At 47.1% G+C, this 22,004-nt stretch carries 20 protein-coding genes; 11 read left to right on the forward strand and 9 right to left on the reverse strand.

Annotation, left to right across the window (positions count from 1 at the left end):
- Positions 1–170 precede the first annotated feature (170 nt).
- The gene (locus CAP50_RS09525; RefSeq protein WP_153045441.1) at positions 171–947 is read left to right on the forward strand and encodes a hypothetical protein; all 777 of its coding nucleotides are present in this window, start codon (positions 171–173) and stop codon (positions 945–947) included.
- Between the two features lie 90 nt (positions 948–1,037).
- Here CAP50_RS09525 and CAP50_RS09530 read toward each other — a convergent pair whose 3' ends face one another.
- From CAP50_RS09530 to gdhA, 5 genes are all read right to left on the reverse strand, one after another.
- Positions 1,038–2,024, reverse strand: coding sequence for a glycosyltransferase family 2 protein (locus tag CAP50_RS09530; RefSeq protein WP_100749840.1), 987 nt, complete (start codon positions 2,022–2,024; stop codon positions 1,038–1,040).
- 45 nt (positions 2,025–2,069) lie between these two features.
- Positions 2,070–3,275: a hypothetical protein gene (locus CAP50_RS09535; RefSeq protein ID WP_100749841.1), complete on the reverse strand. Its 1,206-nt coding sequence runs from the start codon at positions 3,273–3,275 to the stop codon at positions 2,070–2,072.
- Between the two features lie 67 nt (positions 3,276–3,342).
- Positions 3,343–4,539, reverse strand: a complete 1,197-nt coding sequence (locus CAP50_RS09540) for a glycosyltransferase (protein WP_172953112.1) — start codon at positions 4,537–4,539, stop codon at positions 3,343–3,345.
- Positions 4,540–4,639: 100 nt separating this feature from the next.
- Positions 4,640–6,643, reverse strand: coding sequence for a glycosyltransferase family 2 protein (locus CAP50_RS09545; RefSeq protein ID WP_100749843.1), 2,004 nt, complete (start codon positions 6,641–6,643; stop codon positions 4,640–4,642).
- A gap of 353 nt (positions 6,644–6,996) precedes the next feature.
- A complete protein-coding gene (gdhA, locus tag CAP50_RS09550) occupies positions 6,997–8,343 on the reverse strand; it encodes an NADP-specific glutamate dehydrogenase (protein ID WP_100749844.1) in 1,347 nt (448 codons plus the stop codon).
- 646 nt (positions 8,344–8,989) lie between these two features.
- Here gdhA and CAP50_RS09555 point away from each other — a divergent pair.
- The 8 genes from CAP50_RS09555 to CAP50_RS09590 all read left to right on the forward strand — a co-directional run bounded on the left by CAP50_RS09555 (position 8,990) and on the right by CAP50_RS09590 (position 15,132).
- Positions 8,990–9,352: a roadblock/LC7 domain-containing protein gene (locus CAP50_RS09555; protein ID WP_075100535.1), complete on the forward strand. Its 363-nt coding sequence runs from the start codon at positions 8,990–8,992 to the stop codon at positions 9,350–9,352.
- Positions 9,353–9,426: 74 nt separating this feature from the next.
- Positions 9,427–9,921: a PAS domain-containing protein gene (locus CAP50_RS09560; protein ID WP_100749845.1), complete on the forward strand. Its 495-nt coding sequence runs from the start codon at positions 9,427–9,429 to the stop codon at positions 9,919–9,921.
- A 3-nt stretch (positions 9,922–9,924) separates the two neighbouring features.
- Positions 9,925–10,674: a PhnD/SsuA/transferrin family substrate-binding protein gene (locus tag CAP50_RS09565; RefSeq protein ID WP_100749846.1), complete on the forward strand. Its 750-nt coding sequence runs from the start codon at positions 9,925–9,927 to the stop codon at positions 10,672–10,674.
- 164 nt (positions 10,675–10,838) lie between these two features.
- The gene (locus tag CAP50_RS09570) at positions 10,839–11,462 is read left to right on the forward strand and encodes a hypothetical protein (RefSeq protein WP_075100532.1); all 624 of its coding nucleotides are present in this window, start codon (positions 10,839–10,841) and stop codon (positions 11,460–11,462) included.
- A 41-nt stretch (positions 11,463–11,503) separates the two neighbouring features.
- A complete protein-coding gene (locus CAP50_RS09575) occupies positions 11,504–12,118 on the forward strand; it encodes a hypothetical protein (RefSeq protein ID WP_075100531.1) in 615 nt (204 codons plus the stop codon).
- 532 nt (positions 12,119–12,650) lie between these two features.
- On the forward strand, positions 12,651–13,322 hold the full coding sequence (locus CAP50_RS09580) for a class I SAM-dependent methyltransferase (protein WP_075100530.1): 672 nt from the start codon (positions 12,651–12,653) through the stop codon (positions 13,320–13,322).
- 429 nt (positions 13,323–13,751) lie between these two features.
- Entirely contained in the window at positions 13,752–14,405 is a 654-nt protein-coding gene (locus CAP50_RS09585) for a DsbA family oxidoreductase (protein ID WP_100749847.1), read from the forward strand.
- A gap of 31 nt (positions 14,406–14,436) precedes the next feature.
- Positions 14,437–15,132 (forward strand): haloacid dehalogenase type II, encoded by a 696-nt coding sequence (locus CAP50_RS09590; RefSeq protein WP_100749848.1) that lies wholly within the window; start codon positions 14,437–14,439, stop codon positions 15,130–15,132.
- Positions 15,133–15,218: 86 nt separating this feature from the next.
- Here the strand turns inward: CAP50_RS09590 and CAP50_RS09595 are convergent, their stop codons facing one another.
- Entirely contained in the window at positions 15,219–16,349 is a 1,131-nt protein-coding gene (locus tag CAP50_RS09595; protein WP_100749849.1) for an S-(hydroxymethyl)glutathione dehydrogenase/class III alcohol dehydrogenase, read from the reverse strand.
- 200 nt (positions 16,350–16,549) lie between these two features.
- On the opposite strand from CAP50_RS09595, the gene CAP50_RS09600 reads away from it, so the two are divergent.
- Together CAP50_RS09600 and CAP50_RS09605 are read left to right on the forward strand one after the other, a co-directional pair.
- The gene (locus CAP50_RS09600; protein WP_100749850.1) at positions 16,550–17,464 is read left to right on the forward strand and encodes a LysR family transcriptional regulator; all 915 of its coding nucleotides are present in this window, start codon (positions 16,550–16,552) and stop codon (positions 17,462–17,464) included.
- A 170-nt stretch (positions 17,465–17,634) separates the two neighbouring features.
- A complete protein-coding gene (locus CAP50_RS09605; RefSeq protein WP_100749851.1) occupies positions 17,635–18,153 on the forward strand; it encodes a DUF302 domain-containing protein in 519 nt (172 codons plus the stop codon).
- An 82-nt stretch (positions 18,154–18,235) separates the two neighbouring features.
- Here the strand turns inward: CAP50_RS09605 and CAP50_RS09610 are convergent, their stop codons facing one another.
- The 3 genes from CAP50_RS09610 to CAP50_RS09620 all read right to left on the reverse strand — a co-directional run bounded on the left by CAP50_RS09610 (position 18,236) and on the right by CAP50_RS09620 (position 21,971).
- Positions 18,236–18,523: a DUF4031 domain-containing protein gene (locus CAP50_RS09610; protein ID WP_075100524.1), complete on the reverse strand. Its 288-nt coding sequence runs from the start codon at positions 18,521–18,523 to the stop codon at positions 18,236–18,238.
- A gap of 68 nt (positions 18,524–18,591) precedes the next feature.
- Positions 18,592–20,913, reverse strand: a complete 2,322-nt coding sequence (locus tag CAP50_RS09615; RefSeq protein WP_100749852.1) for a transglutaminase family protein — start codon at positions 20,911–20,913, stop codon at positions 18,592–18,594.
- Complete coding sequence (locus CAP50_RS09620; RefSeq protein ID WP_100749853.1) at positions 20,910–21,971, reverse strand: hypothetical protein; 1,062 nt, start codon at positions 21,969–21,971, stop codon at positions 20,910–20,912. Before CAP50_RS09620 ends, CAP50_RS09615 begins: the two co-directional genes overlap by 4 nt.
- Positions 21,972–22,004 lie beyond the last annotated feature (33 nt).

Here is a 22,004-nt window from a genome sequence, read left to right on the forward strand (position 1 = left end):
AACTCCTATAAAAACCTATTCATAACAAAAAATCTGGCAATACCTTATTGCCAGATTTTTTCTATTTTCAAAACTCAAACAAGCCTAGGCACCTTCTTCTTTATACTATAATGAGCACATGAGAAAAATCTCACTCACCGTCTATACCTTAATACATTGATATGCCAGATATGCTTGATCAATCACTACCAAATATCAGTAGTAGCCATCTTGCTGCAGAAGCATTTGCTGCGCTACCGCCTATCATGCAGGCGCGGCTAATACAAAGCCAGCGTGTGATATTGATCGCCAACAACCCGTCGATAGATACAGCAAGCCTAAAGACGCTATTGCAGCCTACTGATATGTTGGTGTTATTTAATGATTTTATTCATGCAGACTTCTTTGCCTATCATCCGCTCGCCAAAGATTTGCCAAAGCTACTGTTTTTTAGACAAATCGGTGACAGTAAACTGCATTTTGGCCTACCACCACGCAGCAATAATGTGACAGCGATGCTCGATATGACCAAGCAAGCACCGCTTGGCATCTTGTTTGGGAATGCTGCCTATCAGTTTCCCATGCCATGCGATGATCCAAGCCCCACTGACGACCCTATAACGGCTAACCGAGTGCTAGAGATTCCAGAACCGCTTGAGAAACTATTACGTAGCGATGAGTATTGCGCTGTGCTATCAGAACAGCACAGTGTGGTAGCAGACTATCCTATCTTTACTGATATCCATTCCTCTGCGCCGACATCAGGGTTTTTATTATACCGGTTACTCTTATCTGCGCGCCTGTATATTCAGCAAAAACAGAAAGCTGTGACGCCGCTATCGATCATCATGTTAGGTTTTAATAATGATGATAAGACCGCGCATTTTTGGGAAGGTCATAATTGGGCGTTTGAACGGCAAGCGCTTGCAACGCCGCCTACAGGTGTGGAGATTATCCGTCAGTATTAGTTGCTCATCAAAATTAAATGTTCATCAAAACTAACTACTCATTGCTACTAATGATGCATTGGTATTAGCAGAACTAAGCCTTCAGTCCGTCTAAACATAAGGCGCATCTGGACAATGTGCGCCGTCAATCTCAGCGCTACTTGGCTGCCGAAGAATCTCAATGGGTATTGTCTGCGCCTCTTGCCAATCAATCAAACCTAGCTGTGTAAATTCTACCAGCCAGCCTGCCATCGGCCAATGCTGCCATTTGTCATAAAAGCGATTGGCATTGATGACTATGCTATCGAGATGATTGAGTGGCGGCCGGTAGACGCTGTGCTGCTGATGGTAAACCACGTCATTGGTCAGATAAAAATCAATGTCTAAAGCACGTGCCATAAAAGCAAAGTCGGTGTCTTCAGCGCCGTAGCCGACATAATCGGTATCAAAGCCGCCGTTCCGCTCAAACTGATGGCGCATTATCGCAAAGCATAGACTCCAAAATGCGCCATAGTCTTGCGTTTTTTTAATATTAGCATCGACATTGTCATTGCGATGTTGGGTAAAATTATCACGATAAGGGTTAAATACCGATAGCTTGTCTAAGGCATCGGCGGCCATTTGACCTTGCTGTAGCTGACTACCCTCATCATCCGTCAAAGGGCGCGTTAAATAACGTGGCTGTCCCATCAGTAGCGCATCAGGATGCGTTTGCAATTTATCATATAGCCCGCCGATAAAGTCATAGGCGACGATACAATCCACATCCAAAAAAATCATAGTCTCATAGCTAGCACGTGCAGCGCCAAGATTACGGTTACGACCGATATCAAACGAGGCGCTACTCGTCAATCCATGCTCAGTCGCTGTAGTCGTTGCTATCTTAATAATATTTAAATCGTAGTCTGCCAGACGTTCAGCCTCGGCGTCATCATTAACGATAACCACCTCGCTCGGCCTGACGCTCCCCTGCGCCAGACTAGCAAGTAGATTATAAAGATGACGATTGCGCCCATAACAGGTGGTGATGACCGTTAAAGGCACGCTAGTGGGAATCGTAGTATGTGCAGCGTTTGCTACTTGGGGTATGGTAGTCATAAATATCTTCTTTGCTTTTATTATTATAAGTTTCTTTGTTATTTGTTATTTTTTAGGTTTTAAGTCCAACTGCGGCAATAGCCATTCCGCAAACCAAGCTTTTACAGAAATATAGTCAGCAATGCTACTCATAAAGCGTTGCGCCGCCAGATTGGCTTGCTTACTCATCAAAGCAGTCTGCTCATGGTCAATCGACTTATTATTCGTGGAGAGAGAAGACAATAGGTTCTGAGTGTCCAGACTAGAGGCTTTAGCGATAAACTGTGGCCAACTAAGCGCACGGCCTTGCTCAATAAGCGCCTCTGCCATCACTTCTTGCTCACGGTGCGGGCGCACATCAGGCAATACAATAAGCGGCGTCGCATAATCATAGGCCTGCGCAATTGCATTCAAGCCACACGCCATCAATAGCAGATGACTATAGGCGATAAATGGCGTCACATCATCAACGTGGGCGGCAATATCGACACAATGCCGTACTTCATCATTGATAGGACCAAGAGAGACAATTATAGCGTCTGGTAGTATTTGGCGTAGCTTTGGCAACTTGGCATCAATCGCTTCGTGCCCGCCATAGCCTTTAATCACAGTAACGATAGAAGACTTATCGACACTGGCGACCAGTTGTTTATGAATAGCATCATCATGGGTCACTGTCATAAGCTCGTCTATAAACTCACAAAAGCTAGGCAAACCTTGGGCTTTACTTGGCAAAAAATCCAAATATAACGTTTTTCGTCGTACCCAGTCCGGCGTGGCTGCCGCCTCCAATGCTTTAGGATAAGGAGCTAACAATCCAAGCGCGCCCGCAAAGGCGTTTAAGTGCGGCGCATCATCGCGCTCGCCTGCCAGCCGTACATAGAGATAAGGCACGCTAGCGGTACGGCATAGCATAGCCACTTCGGCGCTAACATCAATAATCATCAGGTCAATCTGGCGCTGATGTATCTCATCAAGCAGCTGCCAACTGCGTCTCTGAATGTCTTTGTTACCCACTGGCGAGTAGTGCAAACAGCTTGGCTGCCAATACTCGCCTGCTCGCCCCGCTAGCACATCATCTGGTCGCTCATCCTCAGCGTCTAAACGTACGATGTGCTCATCATTTATACTGCTAAAGCGATAACCATCAGCAGGTAAGCTGGTAAACACCGTCATTTGCTGACGCAGCTCTGGTGATAGTAAGGCGGCCAGCTTATCTGCTTGGCGGCAGTGCCCCGACCCGTGGTGATGAGCATAGTAGCCGATACGCATGGTAAAAAAGCTCCTAAGAGATGAAGGCAGTCATTGATAGTCACTACATAAAGAAAAAAGAAAAATGCTAGACAAACGCCTCTTGGATGCTATCGCTGTCATCAACCGCTACTGCCTGCTCATATAAACGCAGATAACCATCGACCATCGTAGCGACTGAACAAAACTGCTCAGCGCGGGCGCAACAGGCTGCTCGCGAAATATACTGAATGTCAGCAAATGCTTGTATAAATGCCTTTTTATCCTTTTTGGGTACGATAATACCTGTCTGATGCGTGATAATCTCAGCACTGGCACCGACATCGAAGCCAATCACGGGCGTACCGCAAGCGAGGCTCTCAGCGAGCGTCAGACCATAAGGCTCATCCCAAGTACTGGTAAATAGCATGGCGGTCGATTGGCTTAACTGCTCGTTGATTTGATCCTTACTTAAATGTCCAACATAATCAAATAACGGCGCAGCGCTCGCTCTATCGGCTTCTAATAACGGTGCCACATAGTCATCGAAGTATTCCTCATTACTTTTGGGTCCTGCAATAATCAGGCGCTTGCCTGCCGCTTTGCAGTAGTCCATCGCTAAATGCGTGCCCTTTTCAGGACAGATACGCCCGTACCAAAAATACACTTCATCAGCAATTGGGTTTGTATTGGCAGTAAATGAGTGGACATCGATGCCGTTATAGACCACATGCGAGGGCACAAACTCAGCAAACAACTGCTGCTGATGACCACTGATTGCCGTAAACTGAGTCTGCGTCCCCAGACGTAGCGTCAGTAGCGCCAGACGCAGCTGCGGAAAAATCGGCGTATGAAACGTGGTAAAAAACCGTGCGCCAAACGTCTGACCCATCATCATCGGCACATGGTGCAAGCTATGATTGTGCACCACATCGATCATTCCCATCTCATCACGGCTAATAATATCGCGCAGCGCCTGCTGGTAGACCAAATACTGATACAGCTCCTCACGGCTCATCTCTACTGACTCATGCTCATTGGGATAAACTGTCTTTTCAAATTCATCACGGGTCATAAAGGGCACTAGTGTGGCATGGGTTTGACTATCCGCATGAGCGTAGAGCAACACCTGATGGCCTTGAGCCACCAGCTCATCACAAATCAGCTGAGTGATCATCTCAAGACCGCCTGCATAAGGCTGGGCAATGGGATATAACGAGTGAGCGATGATGGCAATACGTAGTGGTCTTCTTACTTGAATGTTTGCCCCATCGGTTGTCTCACACGCCGCTGATGATTCAGACAAGTCATATGCTTTATGCATAATGATGTTAGGAGTTTTAGCTTTTATATGACTATTTGAATTGGTTTTGATAGAAGTCAGCATACGTCATCCATTTATTATTTTATTCAGCCATATATTTTTTTATTGGATCGGTGTTATTTGGGTGCTTATTTTTAGTAATATTATCTCTAGCCGTCTTTTTATTTTTAGCGACATTATTTTTAATCACACAGCTTTGGTTTACAGTGTTATTGATCTCGTCATACGTGTCATGCTCATCAGCATAGCGGTCATTCACCTCAGGATGATACCCATAGTTATCAAAAGCTATCTTTGCAGACCATAGCTTGAGGACAGTGACCACAAGCGCACTGACAAATAACAAAGGCGAATACAGCGCTGATAGCGGTGAGGTCACAGCCAAAGTGATGATATTAAGTATGAGTAGCAGTTTTGGTAAGGCACAAACATTGGCCTGCCATACGCTGCGGCGGCTACTGATCACCACCTGTTTGGGCGTACACACAAATGGCTTGTCGCGGCCCCACAGCACAGGCCACCATGACAACGCACCGATTTCCCAAAAGTTCAGATGCAGTGCCCACGCTCGTAGCTTATTGATAAAGGTTGGCGTAACGTGCTGAGCTACCTGCTGATTAAGTGGTGAGCGGTCTTGTGCATAGGCCCACAGCCGTCGCAACAAAAACACGCCATAAGCCGCATAAACCACATATAAGGGCGTAAGCAACATCGCCATATCCACCTGTGCGCCTATTATCAGAGCCGCCAGCACGATAAGCAGCGTACAGATCTGCAGCACGATAAAAATTCCCGTAAAATTAATCCAGGCACTCAGCTGCGAAAAATGCGCACGCATATACTGCAAACGCTCGCCCATCGTCTGGCTTACATTTGTATTTGCGCTGCTATCGGCGGTCAAAGACGCCGGCCTAACAAAGTAACTATTGAGCACTTGTGCATTGCCATATACCCAGCGCTGCCGCTGAGCGATCAGATCACACAGCGTGGTGGGCAATATACCGGTAGCAATCACCTTGGGTATAAAACGACTGTGCAGACCCATACGATGGAGCAGCACGCCCATCTGCGCATCTTCAGTAATGGACGCTCCTGACCAGCCGCCCAAACCCACTAAAGCATCTCGGCGTATCACCGCATAAGTACCTGTAGATAACGCCCGCTGACGGTTAAAAGATCGATATAAATGATGGTTAAAATAATGGTTTAATTCGCTATGGATATCCGCTTTATCTGCATCACGATAAAACTGCGGAAATTGCAATAAAGCATGCTCAGGATACTCGTGGATAGCGCTGATAATAGCATCACGGGCATGTGGCAACGCCTGATAATCACTATCAACCACCACCACATGACTGGCGCTAGGGTCCATCAGTCCCAGCGCCAAATTGAGCGCACCAGACTTAAACCCTGCCACCGCATCGATATGATAAAAATGCACATTGAGATGCGGCTTCAAGCTATGACAAAAATCTGCCAAAGGCTCATAAAGCTCACGCTTAGTATGGTTGTTATCTATGATTAAAATCTCATCATCGGCCGCTTTAATGGCTAGTAGCGATTGTATGGTCGCAATCACCATTGTGGTAGGCTCAGCACGGGTCATCAATTGGAAGCTCAAGCGTATCGGCTGCGCGACCTCTGCATGAGTCATCGCCTGATCGATAGTACTGCCTGCATCATCTGCTAGACGCTCCATCCGCTCAAATTTACCGACAGGTTGCATGCCATTGTTTGTGTCACTTTTTATACCCCTTTGGGTGTTTTGGCGGTAGAGCTTTAGGCAATCATTGCTACGTAGATGGTTGGTTACTTGCTCGTTTATATGCTCATTTATATGATTGTTTATATGGTTGTTTAATACAGGGTCTTTATACCAGCTGGTCTGCGCGCGTTTGGAAGCTGGTAGATAAGCGCCAAAGGCATGCGCCGCTCGATTGCTTATAGCTTCACTGCCATTATCGTTATGATTCTGACCAACGCTGCAAGCAAACCGCTCAGCATTTGGCGTATCCTGTATCATTGGATATAAGCCCGACATACCTGAGCGGCCATCAGAATAGACCTCCTTATTGACTGTCATGATTCATCCTTTGATAAATATATCGACATTGTCAGCGGCATCGTTTGCCCGCGACATGAATGATTGATGATATAAACCCGTGCGATAAACACTGAGATAATTGATGATAGTCAAAAAGATCGGTGATAATTATTTATAAACTGTCTAAAAAAATAGATTAATGTAACTTCAAGTAAAACATGTAAAAACTTTTATAAATTAATACTTTATAATCCAAAAAACTTTAGCCGGCGTCTATTACCTCGATTGTGCAACCAGTCTTTGCGCTCATAAATATTTTATACAAACAAAAAAATACCGCGCTTATATATGATAAGCGCGGTATTTGACAGTGTCTCAGCAGCCAGAAGGCGTTAGTTTAAGATACCATAAGCGCACAGTGCGTCCGCCACCCGTTTAAAGCCAACGATATTGGCCCCTGCCATATAGTCGATATAGCCGTTGTCCGTTTGACCATAGTTTGCTGACGCTTCAGCCGAGCAGTCATGGATGTTTTTCATGATGCACTTTAGGCGCTCATCTATTTCTTCAAAGGTTTTGTATTGACGTACCGAGTTTTGTGACATCTCAAGACCTGAGACCGCCACGCCGCCTGCATTTGCTGCCTTACCTGGCGCATAATGCACACGGTGCAAGCGGATATGATCGACTGCCTCTGCCGTCAGTGGCATATTCGCGCCTTCGACGATATATCTGATGCCGTTTTCGACCATATGTTTGGCATCGTCTTCGTTGACTTCGTTTTGTGTGGCTGATGGAATGGCGATATCACCTTTGATATGCCAAGGTTTTTGCTGCGCGAACCACTCACCGCCATAGACCTCGACATAATCGCACAGTGGCTTGCTCTGGGCTTTTTGCGCTTTTAGCCAATCGATTTTTTCTTGATTTAGGCCATTTGCATCATAGAGCGTCCCTTGTGAGTCGGAGACCGTCAGAACTGTCGCGCCTAGCATGCAGGCTTTTTCGGCGGCATGGAGCGAGACGTTGCCTGCCCCTGACACCAGTACTTTTTTTCCTTCGATACTCTCGTTTTGAGCAGCAAGCATGTTTTCTAAGAAGTACACCGCACCGTAGCCTGTCGCTTCTGTACGCATCAAGCTACCACCGAATCCCACCCCCTTACCTGTCAACACGCCACCGTATTCACGCGTTAAGTTTTTGTACATGGCAAACATATAGCTGACCTCACGGCCGCCGACACCGATATCACCAGCTGGCACATCGATGTCTTTATTGACATAGTGGTGCAGCTCACGCATAAACGCATAGCAAAAGCGGCGAATTTCGCTGTCTGTTTTACCTTTAGGGTCAAAATCAGCGCCCCCTTTACCGCCGCCCATCGGCAAACCTGTCAAAGCGTTTTTGAAAATTTGCTCAAAGCCCAAAAACTTAAGCACTGACTGGTTGACGGTTGGATGAAACCGTACACCGCCTTTGTAAGGGCCAAGAGCGTTGCTGAACTGGACACGCCAGCCGCGGTTGACTTGTACTTCACCTTTATCGTTTTCCCAGTTGACGCGAAAGCAAATAATACGATCCGGCTCAACCAAACGCTCGAATATCTTCATTTTTTGAAATTCAGGATGGGCATCGTATAAAGGCGCGATAGTCAGTGCCACTTCTTTTACGGCTTGGACAAATTCAGGTTGATGGGCGTAACGCGCTTCGACTTTTTCGATGGCCTGACTGATACTCATATAGGTTCCTTAGGGTAAAAATGGTGGACGTGTTTATTTACATCGATGTCGCGTCGTATGGCAACAAACGAAGGGGATTATGGACATTGATGTAAGACTACAATCGCCCCTATACACTGTGGTATACAGAGGCTCGTGGGAGTAGAAAAGCGGGATAATGTGACGCCTGAACAAGACGCTCAGTAGCAATGACCGTTTCTATCCTATAACTATATATCATTTTTTTGGGGTATAAGTCTAGTGAATATCACCATCATGAAAAGTTATGGTCAACGTTTTTTGTATAAATCATTCGTTTATCTGGCCGCTACGCAGGCTGCTAGGCATTGCGAGCATGAAGCAAAGCGCTGAGTAAATGAAGCAAAAATTGATACAAGCCTACTGTCTGATTGCAAATGGCTGAGCCAAATAGAGAGAATAAAGCCCTACTGCAAACTTTAGTTCGTTTTAAAAGTAAAAACAACAGATAAAAGGTTGATAATGATAACTAGACGGTCAAAAAATAGCAGAACCCAGCCATTTGTTTGCTGTAACATATATCAATATAAGTAGTAAGGGTTTATAATGACCAGCGTTTGCTTCAGCCCTTTTTAGTGTCGCTGATAGTGATCTCATCCATTCAATAACCCGTCATAGAGAAAGTGATATGCGTACAGATTCGTTCCAGCAAATCTTGGAAGACCTAAACAGCTCATCTGCCGATGTCGAAGCATCTGCCCTAATTTCTAACGATGGTCTAATGATCGCATCAGCCCTACCGTTAGGCGTTGATGAAGACCGTGTTGGCGCTATGTCAGCCGCTTTATTGTCATTGGGTGATCGTGCAGGTCGCGAGCTGGCGCGTGGTAGTATCGATCGTATTATGATCCAAGGCGAAAAAGGCTATGTCATCATGACCTCAGCAGGCGATGAAGCGGTATTGACCATCATGGCCAAGCCAAACGCCAAGCTCGGTTTGATCTTTTTGGACATCAAACGCGCCTCAGAAGCCCTAGCAAAACTTATTTAATCGATCATTATTTGCCAGTCAATCACGACGAATACAACGATAGATAAATACAACAATAAATAAAGGAGATTACTATGGGTTCTCCAATCCCTGATGCACCAAAGCCGGATATGCCAGCTGAGCAGATGACGCTGACTTACTATGACGGTACCTCTCGCACCATTTATGATACAGGTATTGAGCGCCCTTATCCTGATGGTAAGCTTATCGTCTCGCGTACCGACTTAGACGGTGTCCTAACCCACGTCAACGATGCTTTTGTCGAGATTAGTGGTTACACCAAAGACGAGCTGCTTGGCCAGCCGCAGTCTATCCTGCGCCATCCTGATATGCCAAAAGCGGCTTATCAAGACTTGTGGGACACAGCAAAAGCTGGAAAAAAGTGGCATGGCTACGTCAAAAACCTATGTAAAGACGGCAGTCACTACTGGGTTTATGCCACTGTGGTGCCAAACGTGCGCCGCGGTGAAACCGTGGGCTATACCTCAGTACGCCGCAAGCCATCACGTAGCAAAATCGAAGCCATGCAGGCGCAGTACGCTGATATGAAACAAAATGAGGAAGGGTAAATCATGACGACACACAATATGTTAATCGCCCCTGATTTTTCGCCTGAGCGTTTTGCAGGTTGGCATATGTTTAACACCTTGATTCAAAAGCGTGCCAACTTAAACATGCACCTAAATACGCCAGCCTCACACGCAGAGCAACAACAAATCATCACGGCTGGGGACATTCAGGTCATCTATGCCAACCCTTTTGATGCGGCAACTTTGATCCGTGAACAAGGCTACAAAGCGGTCGCACGTCCTATCGGCAAATCTGACGAAATGGTCATCGCCGCTGGTGCCAACAGCGACATCAACGCCTTAGAAGATATCAAAGCTGGTGCCACCATCGCGATGGCAAACAACCGCGATGTCAAGCTGATCGGTTTGCGCCTGCTTGAGGCTGTCGATATAGCAGAGTCTGATCTGAGCTGGGATGTCACCGAAACATATCAAGCTGCCGCGCGTAAAGTCATCAAAGGCGATGTGCAGGCAGCGTTCTTTTTAGCAGAGGTATTTCACGGTTTTTCTCGTCTGACCAAAGCTCAGCTATCGGTACTGATCGAAAGTGATTTGGCTGATATCAGTCATGTGCTGCTGATCAAAGACGATTTTCCAGATACCGATATCTTTATGAATGCCATACTCAACCTGCACAACGACCCAGACGGTCAAGAAGCATTGGCCGAGCTTGGTATGCCGCAAGGTTTTGAGGCCATGGATGAAGAAGACGCCGAGTTTATGATTGATTTGATGGAAACCTTGCTTGATTAGTCGTTACTTGCTATCTTGCTTTGGCTGATTTTATTTTTTCATGGTCGATGACGATTGTCATCGCCGTGATTATTGGGTCATGTCCATACAACGCAACACCATAGGCGCAGCCGCTATCAAGGCAAGAATAACCGCAACGAAGATGTGACCTAAAGGATCCTGTTATGTCTGATGTAGATCTGATCAAAGAAGCCGAGACCGAGGCGCGCCGTGCGTTTCGCTTTTACTCACGCAAAGTGTTTTTGGCACCTGCCAATCGTCACTTTCATGAGCAGCGTATCAATGCTGCCCTACTGCTGAGCGAAAAAGAGCCGCTACAGGGCGCGGTGGCAGATTTTTTTTATGGCTGCTGGTACGATATTCCTTACGATGTCAATAATCTATTTACCCGTATTAAAGACCGTCTGTACCCTCATGTTGCACAAGGTTTTCGCGACTGCATCGACAAAAAACGCTATATCCAGCGCAACAGTATGCTGGCGACGCGTTGGAGTGTATTGATATCGCCGTCGCTCAATGAGCAAAAACAGCGACTGCGCATCAGTAGCGACGATGCCAAAGAAATCTCCAAAGACATCACCGCCGAGCTGATGCAAGCACGTGCCGAGGAGGACTGGGGCACGATTGAACAAATCGAAAACGAGTTTTTTGCCCACTGTATCGCTCGCAATGACCGTCTGGCTTTTTCTTTGGTTTGGTTTCGTTTAGGCAAAAGCGACTGGCACTTTGATGAGCGCTGGAACAACTGCCAACAACGCCTTGACCAAACCAAAACCATCAAAACTTAACTTATCGCCTGTTTTATAATTTCATCACAATGGTAGCCGCTATGTCCTCTTACTTAAATGCTGATAAAACCTATCTTACCCTAACCCCAGCCGGTATTTTTGAGGCATTTTCCCAAAGCGAACCTACAGAGGAGCAGCTATCGTTACAAGACCTACTCTCTTATGAGCAAACCCTACTCGCCGCGGATTGGCTAGAGCGCTACTCTGAGGCGTGGTTACAGCGCTTTATAGAGGCCGGCTGGATCGAAAAGTTGTCTCTGTTTTTGCCCGCGCCCAACTTACCATTGGATCAGTTTTTGCCTTATGTCGTCGCTAGCCTATCTGGTAAGCGCCGTGCTGCCATCGGCTCTGATGAGGGCTTTTGTCTGGCGCGTATCGGCTATAACCAAGAAGAAGCGGATATGCTGAGTGTGGCGGCGGCTGACTTTTCAGGCTTTATGCTGCGCCAAAAACAACGCGGCTGGGCAGTAGAAAGCCAAGCAATTTCGTTTTTTCAGCAGGTTGACTTATTGATTCCTGAGACCAGTTTTGTGTTTTTATGGATTGATGGCTCAGGATATGTACTTATCATCGATGGCGAGCCGCTCACCAATAGCCGCGCTTTTGTAGAGCTGGTTTGGGCACTCAAAACCTCTGGACTCCGATTTTTAAATTAAGCGTCTATGGCGTACTTGCTCATAACTCGTAACAGTCATGACTTTTATAAACATAAAAATAGACATGACTGACATATCATATTCTCATTAAGAGGCACGCACCCCACTTCTATGTTTGGGTTTATAGCAGACAACTCGGTGCGGTGCGCGCTCTTTTTATCTACAACGCCCTCCTTTATTTTTATGCCATACCGCCATACTTCTATATACGCAACGAGATAGCTGACGGCGGCACACTTCGCAACGATACTACCCTCATACGTAACAGTAGCTGGCACCGTATTGCGTCATACTGACCTTTGACGTTTTGCCAGACTCTATTTGTCTGTTTTTATTGATTTTATTGAACTGATGTTTTATTGAACTGACATATAGGCCGTGTTGAATATTTACCAATAACCACTGCTGTGCATGACCCACCATTTATATCAACCAGCTCCCTACACATTACGTCATTGCACAAAAAACCCAGCCTTTGAACGTGGCACTCCTTGCCAAACCTTGCATTCTTGCTTATTTTTTAGGACAGTTTATGACTTCGCTGACGACTGTGCGCGTGCGTTATCAAACGATTGAAATCGGCAATACCGACATCCATATTTGTACGCTACGTGACAATCAACAATTTAGTGATCCCAATGATGAGGCGTTAAACCTCGGTATTTGCTCGGCGTCTTGGCCGATGTTTGGGGTGATATGGCCATCAAGCTTGGTGCTGGCCAATCATATGCTTAACTACGATGTGGCTGGTAAGCGTATCTTAGAAGTCGGCTGCGGCATGGCGTTGTCTAGCCTGCTACTCAACCACAGACGTGCTGATATTACTGCAACTGACTATCATCCGACGGTTGAGTATTTCCTTGATCGTAATACCACTTTAAACAATAACAAAGAGATACATTTTGAGCGCCTAGACTGGCATGATAACAACAGCCATCTGGGCACGTTTGATATGATTATCGGTAGCGACTTGCTCTATGAAGACCAGCATATCGATATCTTAGCTGACTTCATCGAGCGCCATGCGCGGCCAACTTGTGAGGTCATCATCGTCGACCCTGGGCGTGGTCGCAAAAATAAGCTGACCAATAAAATGCTAGAGTTTGGTTTTAGCAGTCAGCACGTAAGGCCAGAGGATACCTCTTATCTTGAGCTGCCTTTTAAGGGTCATATTTTGACCTTTGCACGCAAGGCTATGGCATAACCCCTCCTGTATGATGGATGCCTGACGTGATGGCCGTATCTTGCCACTGCTGGCGCGTGATCCAGTGAGCCATTAGGGGTTTGTAAATCCGCTGTGACATTGCTTGGCCAATGGTTTTTGGCTTCTTCTATCAGCGCTGTCGCAGCGCAAATCTGCCCAGCAGGGCAGTGGCCACATTACAAAGCATTATGACCTATAAGATAGCGCTGACTGATTTATTATGACGTAACGATTGCGTTGTCTTGTCTTTACTGTGTCGTCATTGCAGTGTAGGTATCAATCTAAAAAAACAAACCAAAGTTTATTTAGTAATAGTGATTGCAATCGCAATATCATTCTTCTAGCATGGATTGATAGATAGCAGTTGAGCACAAACCTCAAATAATTTTAAATAATATCAATCATATAAATAATATCAGGCAGATAGATATGAAAAACACCAACACTCCCCTACGTATCGACATCGTCTCAGACGTGGTGTGCCCTTGGTGCGTCGTTGGCTACCGCCAATTGGCCGCAGCGCTTGAGCAAAGCAATACAGACTATGAGATACATTGGCATCCTTTTGAATTAAACCCAAAAATGCCAAAAGAAGGACAAAATATGCGTGAGCACATCATGGAAAAGTATGGCTCAAGTAAGGCAGAATCGGATGGCAGCCGCGCCAGAATAACAGAGGCAGGAAATGAGGTCGGCTTTCAGTTTCACTTCAACGACGACACACGGATGCACAATACCTTTAATGCGCACCAGCTCTTGCACTGGGCCGAAAAACAAGGCCACAGACATGAGTTAAAGCAAGCGCTTTTTGCAGCGCACTTCACGGACAATCGCGATATATCGGATGACGTGGTACTGGCCGATATCGCAGCAGAGGTCGGCTTAGATCGAAGCGAGGCACTGGCGGTCTTAGCAGATCAGCGGTTTGCTCGAGAGATACGCGCAGAAGAGCAGCACTGGCAGCAGCAAGGCATTCAAAGTGTGCCAGCGATGATTTTTAATGAGCGCCATTTGGTAAGCGGCGCGCAAGGGGTAGACAATTACCTCAATATCTTAGGGCAATTGGCCAATATGCCCGACTAAACCCTAAGCATTGTCGATGAAAGGATATCTTATGCACGCTCACCTAACACCCTCGGTTATCGTCTTTGATGTCAATGAGACGCTACTCGACATAACCACTTTAGCGCCGTTATTTGCACGCCTATTCGGTGACGAAAACATGCTAAGAGAGTGGTTTGCCCAGCTAGTGCTGTACTCGCAAACCTTGACTTTATCAGGACTGTACACGCCTTTTGGTGAGCTGGGCGTCGGCGCATTACAGATGAGCGCTGATATCCACCAAATCACGCTGACAGAGGACGATATCGATGAGTTAAAAGCGCGTATGAGCAACATGCCTGCGCACTCTGACGCTGTCCCAGCACTGAATAAACTACGTGAGGCAGGGTTTCGTCTGGTGACGCTGACCAATTCAGCACCCAGCGCTGCCCCTACGCCACTAGACAGGGCAGGATTGAGCGTATTTTTTGAGCAGTCTTTTAGCGTTGAGCAGGTTGCAAAGTTCAAGCCGGCGCCTGAAACCTATGAGCTGGTCGCTAATAAACTGGCTGTCCAGACGTCAGATTTATGCCTAGTCGCCTGTCATCTTTGGGATACCATCGGCGCGCAAGCTGCTGGCTGCCAAGGAGCGTTTCTCAAACGTCCTTATAATGCCTTGTTATCCGCCCCCAATGTGCCAACACCGGACTTTATGGCCACAGACTTGACTACGCTTGCAGAGCAAATCATTCATCGCGCGCAAGGCTAATCGCTATGGTTTGTCTTGAGCATAAAAAAATACCGCCCCATAATAGGCGCGGTATTTTCAGCTTATCGTTTGCTGCTTATTAATGTTTACTCAGAAAAGTGCACCACCGAACGAATGCTCTCACCTTTATGCATCAAATCAAAGGCATCGTTGATGTCTTCTAACGGCATGGTGTGAGTGATGAAGTCTTGTAGCGGAATCTCACCTGCTAGGTAGCGCTCGACGTAGCCTGGCAACTCGCTGCGACCTTTGACACCGCCAAATGCTGAACCTTTCCAAACACGGCCTGTCACCAGCTGGAATGGACGGGTTGAGATTTCTTGGCCTGCGCCTGCGACCCCGATGATGACCGACTCGCCCCAGCCTTTGTGGCAGCACTCTAGTGCTGAGCGCATCACATCGACATTACCGATACATTCAAACGAATAATCCACGCCGCCATCGGTTAATTCAACGATAACCTCTTGAATGGGTTTGTCATAGTCTTTTGGGTTGATGCAATCTGTCGCGCCAAGTTTTTTGGCCAGCTCAAACTTGCTCTCGTTGATATCGATAGCGATGATACGGCTGGCTTTGGCCATTTGCGCGCCGATGATAGCGGACAGTCCAATACCGCCCAAACCAAAGATAGCGACCGTTGCGCCCTCTTCGACTTTGGCTGTATTCATCACTGCGCCCATACCCGTGGTCACGCCGCAGCCCAGCAAACAGACTTCTTCTAATGGTGCCTCGGCGTTGACTTTGGCCAATGAAATCTCTGGCAACACCGTGTATTCAGAAAAAGTCGAGCAGCCCATATAATGATAAATCGGCTTACCGTCTTTATAAAAACGCGTGGTACCATCTGGCATCAGGCCTTTACCTTGGGTCTCGCGTACGGCCGAGCATAGGTTGGTTTTACCTGAACGACACATTTTACAGACGCCGCACTCTGCGGTGTACAACGGAATGACATGGTCGCCGACTTGCACGCTGGTCACGCCTTCACCGACTTGCTCGACGATACCGCCACCTTCGTGACCCAAAATCGCAGGAAACACGCCTTCTGGGTCTTCACCAGATAAGGTGAACGCATCGGTATGGCAAACGCCGCTGGCGACGATCTTTACCAGCACTTCACCTTTTTTGGGCAACATCACATCGACTTCTTCGATAGATAGCGGCTCATTTGGCCCCCACGCGATGGCGGCTTTGGACTTAATAAAATTATCTGACATAGTATTCTCTCTTGTTATCATAAATAAGTGATGGCGTTAATCACGCTCAGACCAATTTAGCTTATAGCGCTTACACTGTAGAGGCAAGCGCTAGTTTTAGTCGTCTATAGGCGTTGATTTTATACTGTCCATTATAGTTGTTTCTGCTGTGATAACAATGTGTTATATTTGCAAATATCTTTTTCACAGTGGTAATAATCATGCGCTGGGATGGTATTAGTGAGTTTGTCTATGTGGCTGAATACGAGAGCTTTACCCGAGCAGCAAAGGAGCTGGGCATCTCCACCGCGCAGGTCAGTCGGCAGATCAGCGCGTTAGAAAAACGCCTGAATATTAAACTGCTCTATCGTACGACGCGGAAGGTATCGCTCACAGAAGAAGGGCGGGTGTTTTATCAGCATTGCCGCGGCGTGCTCGATGGCTTGGATGCCGCCGAGCAAGCGGTGAGTAACTTACAATCTAAGCCGCAAGGCAGGATTAAACTGACCGCCCCTGTCACTTATGGCGAGCAGCAATTATTGCCACTGGTCAATGATTTCATGGTGCAATATAGTGATATCGAAGTGACGGCATTTTTGAGCAATCAAAAAATAGATCTAATAGAGGGCGGCTATGATCTAGCGGTGCGTATTGGCAAATTAAGCGACTCAACCATGATGGCAAAAAAACTCAGTCGCCGTACCAACTTTGTCTGCGCTGCACCTGCTTACCTCAAAAGATATGGTACACCGCACACACTGTCTGATCTGCACAAACATAACTGCCTACTTGGCACACGTGATTATTGGCACTTTATCGAAAATAATAAACAGGCTAACAAGGCAGTGGATCAGCAAGCGCACAAACCAACGGACACAGAAAAAAACCTACGCGTCTCAGGCAGCGTGCAATATAACAGCGGTCACAGTCTGGTCGATGCAGCATTAAAGGGTCTGGGTATCGTGCAGCTGCCTGATTATTATGTGCAGCAATATCTGGCGTCAGGGGCATTGGTCAGCGTACTGGATAACTATAGAGAGCCTGAAGAAAGCATTTGGGCTATTTATCCGCACAATCGTCATTTATCGCCAAAGATTCGCTTGCTGGTGGATTATCTGGCAGCGCGTCTGGCATAGTTGGCACTCTTATATCATCGCTGATAAGGTCCATTTGCCACGCGCGCCTTTACTAGGCATGGTTTATTACGCACAATGCTATGAGGCACAGTATTATGATTCACAATGAATATTCGATGTTGTCAGCCATCACTCGCTGAATAAACAACCACAATAAAAAAGGACTTTTTATGCTTAAGATTATCTCTATCGCTGCCCTAGCTTTGGCCGTATCCTCTTGCGCCAGTGTTGAAAATATTGTCAATGCGCCGGATAAGGTGCCGCCAACACCCAAAACCATGCCTGCTATCAACGCCCAAAAAGGCTTGGTAACCATGCCAAGCCCGCATTCGGTACAAGACACTGCCGATAAGCTGGTCGCCATTATCGAAAGCAAAGGCATGAAGGTATTTGCCCGCGTCGATCATCAAAAAAACGCGCAAGGTGTCGATTTAACATTGAGACCGACGCAAGTGATTATGTTTGGTAATCCGAAAGCGGGTACACCATTGATGAATTGCGAGCAAAGCGTCGCTATTGATTTACCGCAAAAAATCCTCATCAATGAAGACGCTGATAAAAAAGTTTGGTTGTCGTACAACAATCCTGAGTATCTCAAAGACCGCCATAATATAAAAGGTTGTGATACCCAATTAGGGAATATTGCAAAAGCCCTTGATGGTGTTAGTAAAGCCGCTATTGCAAAATAACCTATAAATGAAAGTCTAAACAAATAAAAAGGTGGGATGCAAAAGCACTCCCACCTTTTTCATGTTTTAGAAAATTAACTTATTAGGAATTCTCAGATTGTGCTATTTGCTCATGTAATTCTACTTTCAACTTCTTTGCACATTCAATAATTTTCTTTCGATTGGCAGGAATAGCGCCATATTCAATCGCTGTTTCTCGCATTTGTACTGTCACATCATAGTGCGGATAGCTGGCATGACGATGGAATAAACGCTTATCCACTTCAATCAGCGCTGCAAAATCATGCAGCTCTTGCAGGGTATCTGCCAGCATGTGGCACCATTTATAGCCTTTAAATTCTATCTGCATAAAATCGACGTATATCGCCATAGAGTCGCCTCCTTTATTATCGATAGCTATTTTATCATGTGCTAAACAACGCTTTCACAAAACAGCCATTAGAACAATTCACGTGCATCTTTCTTAAGCTGCTTTAGGATAGTTTGGTACTCACTATCATTGGTTTCAAGGCTGCTTAGGCGTCCATAACGCAGTTGCCGATAGTCCTGCCTCATTTGCAAGATTTTTGCTTGTACACTCTCTGAATGGCCGCTATCTGTTAGCTTACTCACTTTACTGCTCTTATTACTACTTTTAGCATTGGTATCGGCGTTGGTCTCAGCGTCGATATCAGTACTTGAATCATTTTCTCGATCATCAACCGCTATTGCCAAGCGCTCAAGCCAAGCCAGCTGCCCTTCACTCTCTTGACGAGCCAACTCTTTATCACTTTTACCAATACGTTTTGATAGCTGTGCAAGTGGTAGGTCTGCTGGATGCCAACGCTTACGACGACGTTGCCAAATAACAAAGACCAAAATCACCATGACAGTAATAGCACTTGCCACTAGCCATATAATTTGCTGCATGAGTGTGCGGATATTAAACCATTTGAGTAGCGAGTCGGCTTGCTTGTCCTGATCATAGCCAACGACGTCTTTTTGCCAATAATAGCTGGCTTGATCGGAGAGGCGGCGTAAGGTTTGTAGCAGCTGATACTGCTGATAGCTGACTTGGGCGGCAGCGCCGTCGCCAAACATCGTCGCGCCCTGCGACTGCGTCAGCGCATCCATCCCCTGCTCGACACGCTCAGGCGCGACAAAGGCGGTCGGATCGACACGTAGCCAGCCTTGACCTTCAAGCCAAACCTCCGTCCAAGCGTGCGCATCCTTTTGCCGTACTTCCCAAACATTACCACCGCGGCTGGGCTCACCGCCTTGATAGCCTGCCACGACGCGTGCTGGAATGCCAGCGGCGCGCATCATAAAGGTGAAGCTGGAAGCATAATGCTCACAAAACCCCGCTTTGGTCTCAAATAAAAACTCATCAATACGGTTATTATTCAGTCGTGGCGGAGACAGTGTATAACGAAAGTCCGTTTGGTTAATCCAGCGCTCCAGCGCCTGCATATAGCGTACTGGGTCTGAACCTGACTGAGCGAATAACTGCTGCGCCAATGTTCGCGCTTGCAGGTTGCCGTCAGCTGGCAGTGTAAGATTGAGACGGCGCGATTCATCAGAGAGAACAGGGTCGATACGCATCGGTGCAAACTGCAATACCTCGTAGCGCAGCTGCTGAGTCACCGGCTGATCTTTTAATAAGGTAAAGTCTGAAGTGATTTTGACGTCTTGGCGCTGCGTAAACGGATAATCAAGCCCAAACAGCCAGCTTTGCTGCGTTGGCTCTAGGATAATCTCATAGTTGGTCGGCGCAACTTTCGCTTCATCAGGGATAGTTGTAAAGGCATTCTCAATCCAAGCAGGCGTTTGCAGTGCAGGCTGCCACTCTTGTTGCTGAGGGCTAGGACGCCACGTGACCCCATCAAACTCACTAAAGACCAAGCCGCGCCAATAGAGCTGCTGCTGTGGTGGGCGGTTATCTGCAAACTCTACCCGAAACGCAAGCTCAGTCGATTGTCCCAAATTGGCAAAATCGCCAGGCGACATACTATCAGAGACACCCGTGGTCGCCTGCTGACCTGAGAGCTGCACTGACCATAGCGGTGGCAGGCGCGGGAAAAACAAAAACAGCACGACCAATAAAGGCAATGCGCCGATGCCGAGCACGCCCAACGTACGCAGACGCCCATCACCACGAGCATTGCTGTCGTCATTTAACGCAATAAAGGCCAGCAGCACCGTCACCGCCCCCACGATTACCTCAAACGTCGTGACCAAGCCTTGATCCATCAAAAACAGCGCGGCAAGGACAAATAGTGAAAGATTCAATACCACATAAGCATCACGGCGTTTATACAACTCCCACAGCTTACTGATGAGACATAGCACTAAAAACGCTACGCCCATATCGAGGCCGAAAGCGGTGTGATAAGTCAGCCATAACCCTGTCAGCCCTAATAAAAATCCGAGCATCTGCATGCCCTGATAGACGCGTTTTAGATGTGCTATTTTTCTAAATCGCGCTTTGACGCCGGGCAGCTGAGCAATGATACTGACCACCGCAAAACCCATTAGCCATAATGGCAGATGGGCTGCATGCGGTAAGATAATGACCACTTGGGCGATCAACACCCAATAGTAGGCAGGCAAAGCAAAAGACTTGGCATATCCGCTCGGCTTTTCGCCATGCATTATCTGTGCGCTGCGATGATCACCCAAGGCCAACTGCTCAAAGCTGGCAGCGTTTATAGCGTCTGCTTTATCCAAGCGACTCGATGACGCTATCGTTTTTTTTGATAAAGGCTGCGTAGAGTTATTCATGGCGCTTTTGCCAACCTTAGCAAGCACGCTTGTACAAAGCTGTCACCTGCCCCCATCGCCGCGCCGGCAGATTTATCTTGCGGTAGTTGCATCGTAAAGGGTACGCCCAGCCCACCCAAGGTCTGTACGCCATAAGCCAGCTGTGCCAGTTTTTGTTCATGATGCGCGGCTGGCATATCGGCATAATCCAACGTTTGCTCATGACCGATAGGATCAGCGAAATGCTTGGTAAACATACCTTGGCCGCGTGCCACATGCCCCCACGACACACGGGCCAGCGACTCACCTTCGATATAGTTGTCGAGCCGCTCAAAATCGTCCTGACCTTGCTGATATTGCCCGCCTGTTGGCAGATCTTCTTCATTGGCTAGCGCATACTGTGCTTGCCAATCAAAAGCCTCAGGTTTGGGATACACCCAAGCGCAACGGGCAAAATACACATAAGACCATGCGCGCATAATGCCGAGCGGGTAGACGGTTTTGATGGTGAGTCTGGGGAGCACCAGCTGGCCGCGGCTGTGCGTTTGTACAGGCAGACGAATTGTTTGTTCGCCTTGTAGCCGTGTCACTAGTATCGACTCTGGGGTACTAGCGCTATTCTTGATTTTCTTATTGGCTTTTTTATCTATCTTGCCATTAGCCTTACTATTCGCTTGGCCGTCAGCTTGCTCAAAACCAAATAACAGCTGGCGTCTGGGCTGACGACTTTCGCTGCAAAGCTTTAAAGTCACCCAGACAGGCGCGCCCGCCTCTGCCATAGTGACATCTATCAATTGCACCTTGAGACCTGAGACATGAGCAAAGGTCACATGAAAGCTGATCAGCCAGACACTAACCAAATAAAAGCACAAACCCAGCACCAAGTTGTTGCCATAATTGATGCCAGCAATAAAAGTGATGATTAATAAAACGGCAAACAGCAGGCCTTCACGGCTAAAAAAAATATAGACATTACGCAGCGTGAGAGTGGCGCTATCGCTTTTGGGCGCACGCGCGGCAAACCAGCGGCGTAGTGCAGAGTCCGCTGGTACAGTAAAGGCATTTGGCAACAGGCTCATAACGACCCCATCCTCAACATTAATAGTCTTATC

The organism is Psychrobacter sp. L7 (genome assembly GCF_002810365.1).
GTDB lineage: Bacteria > Pseudomonadota > Gammaproteobacteria > Pseudomonadales > Moraxellaceae > Psychrobacter > Psychrobacter celer.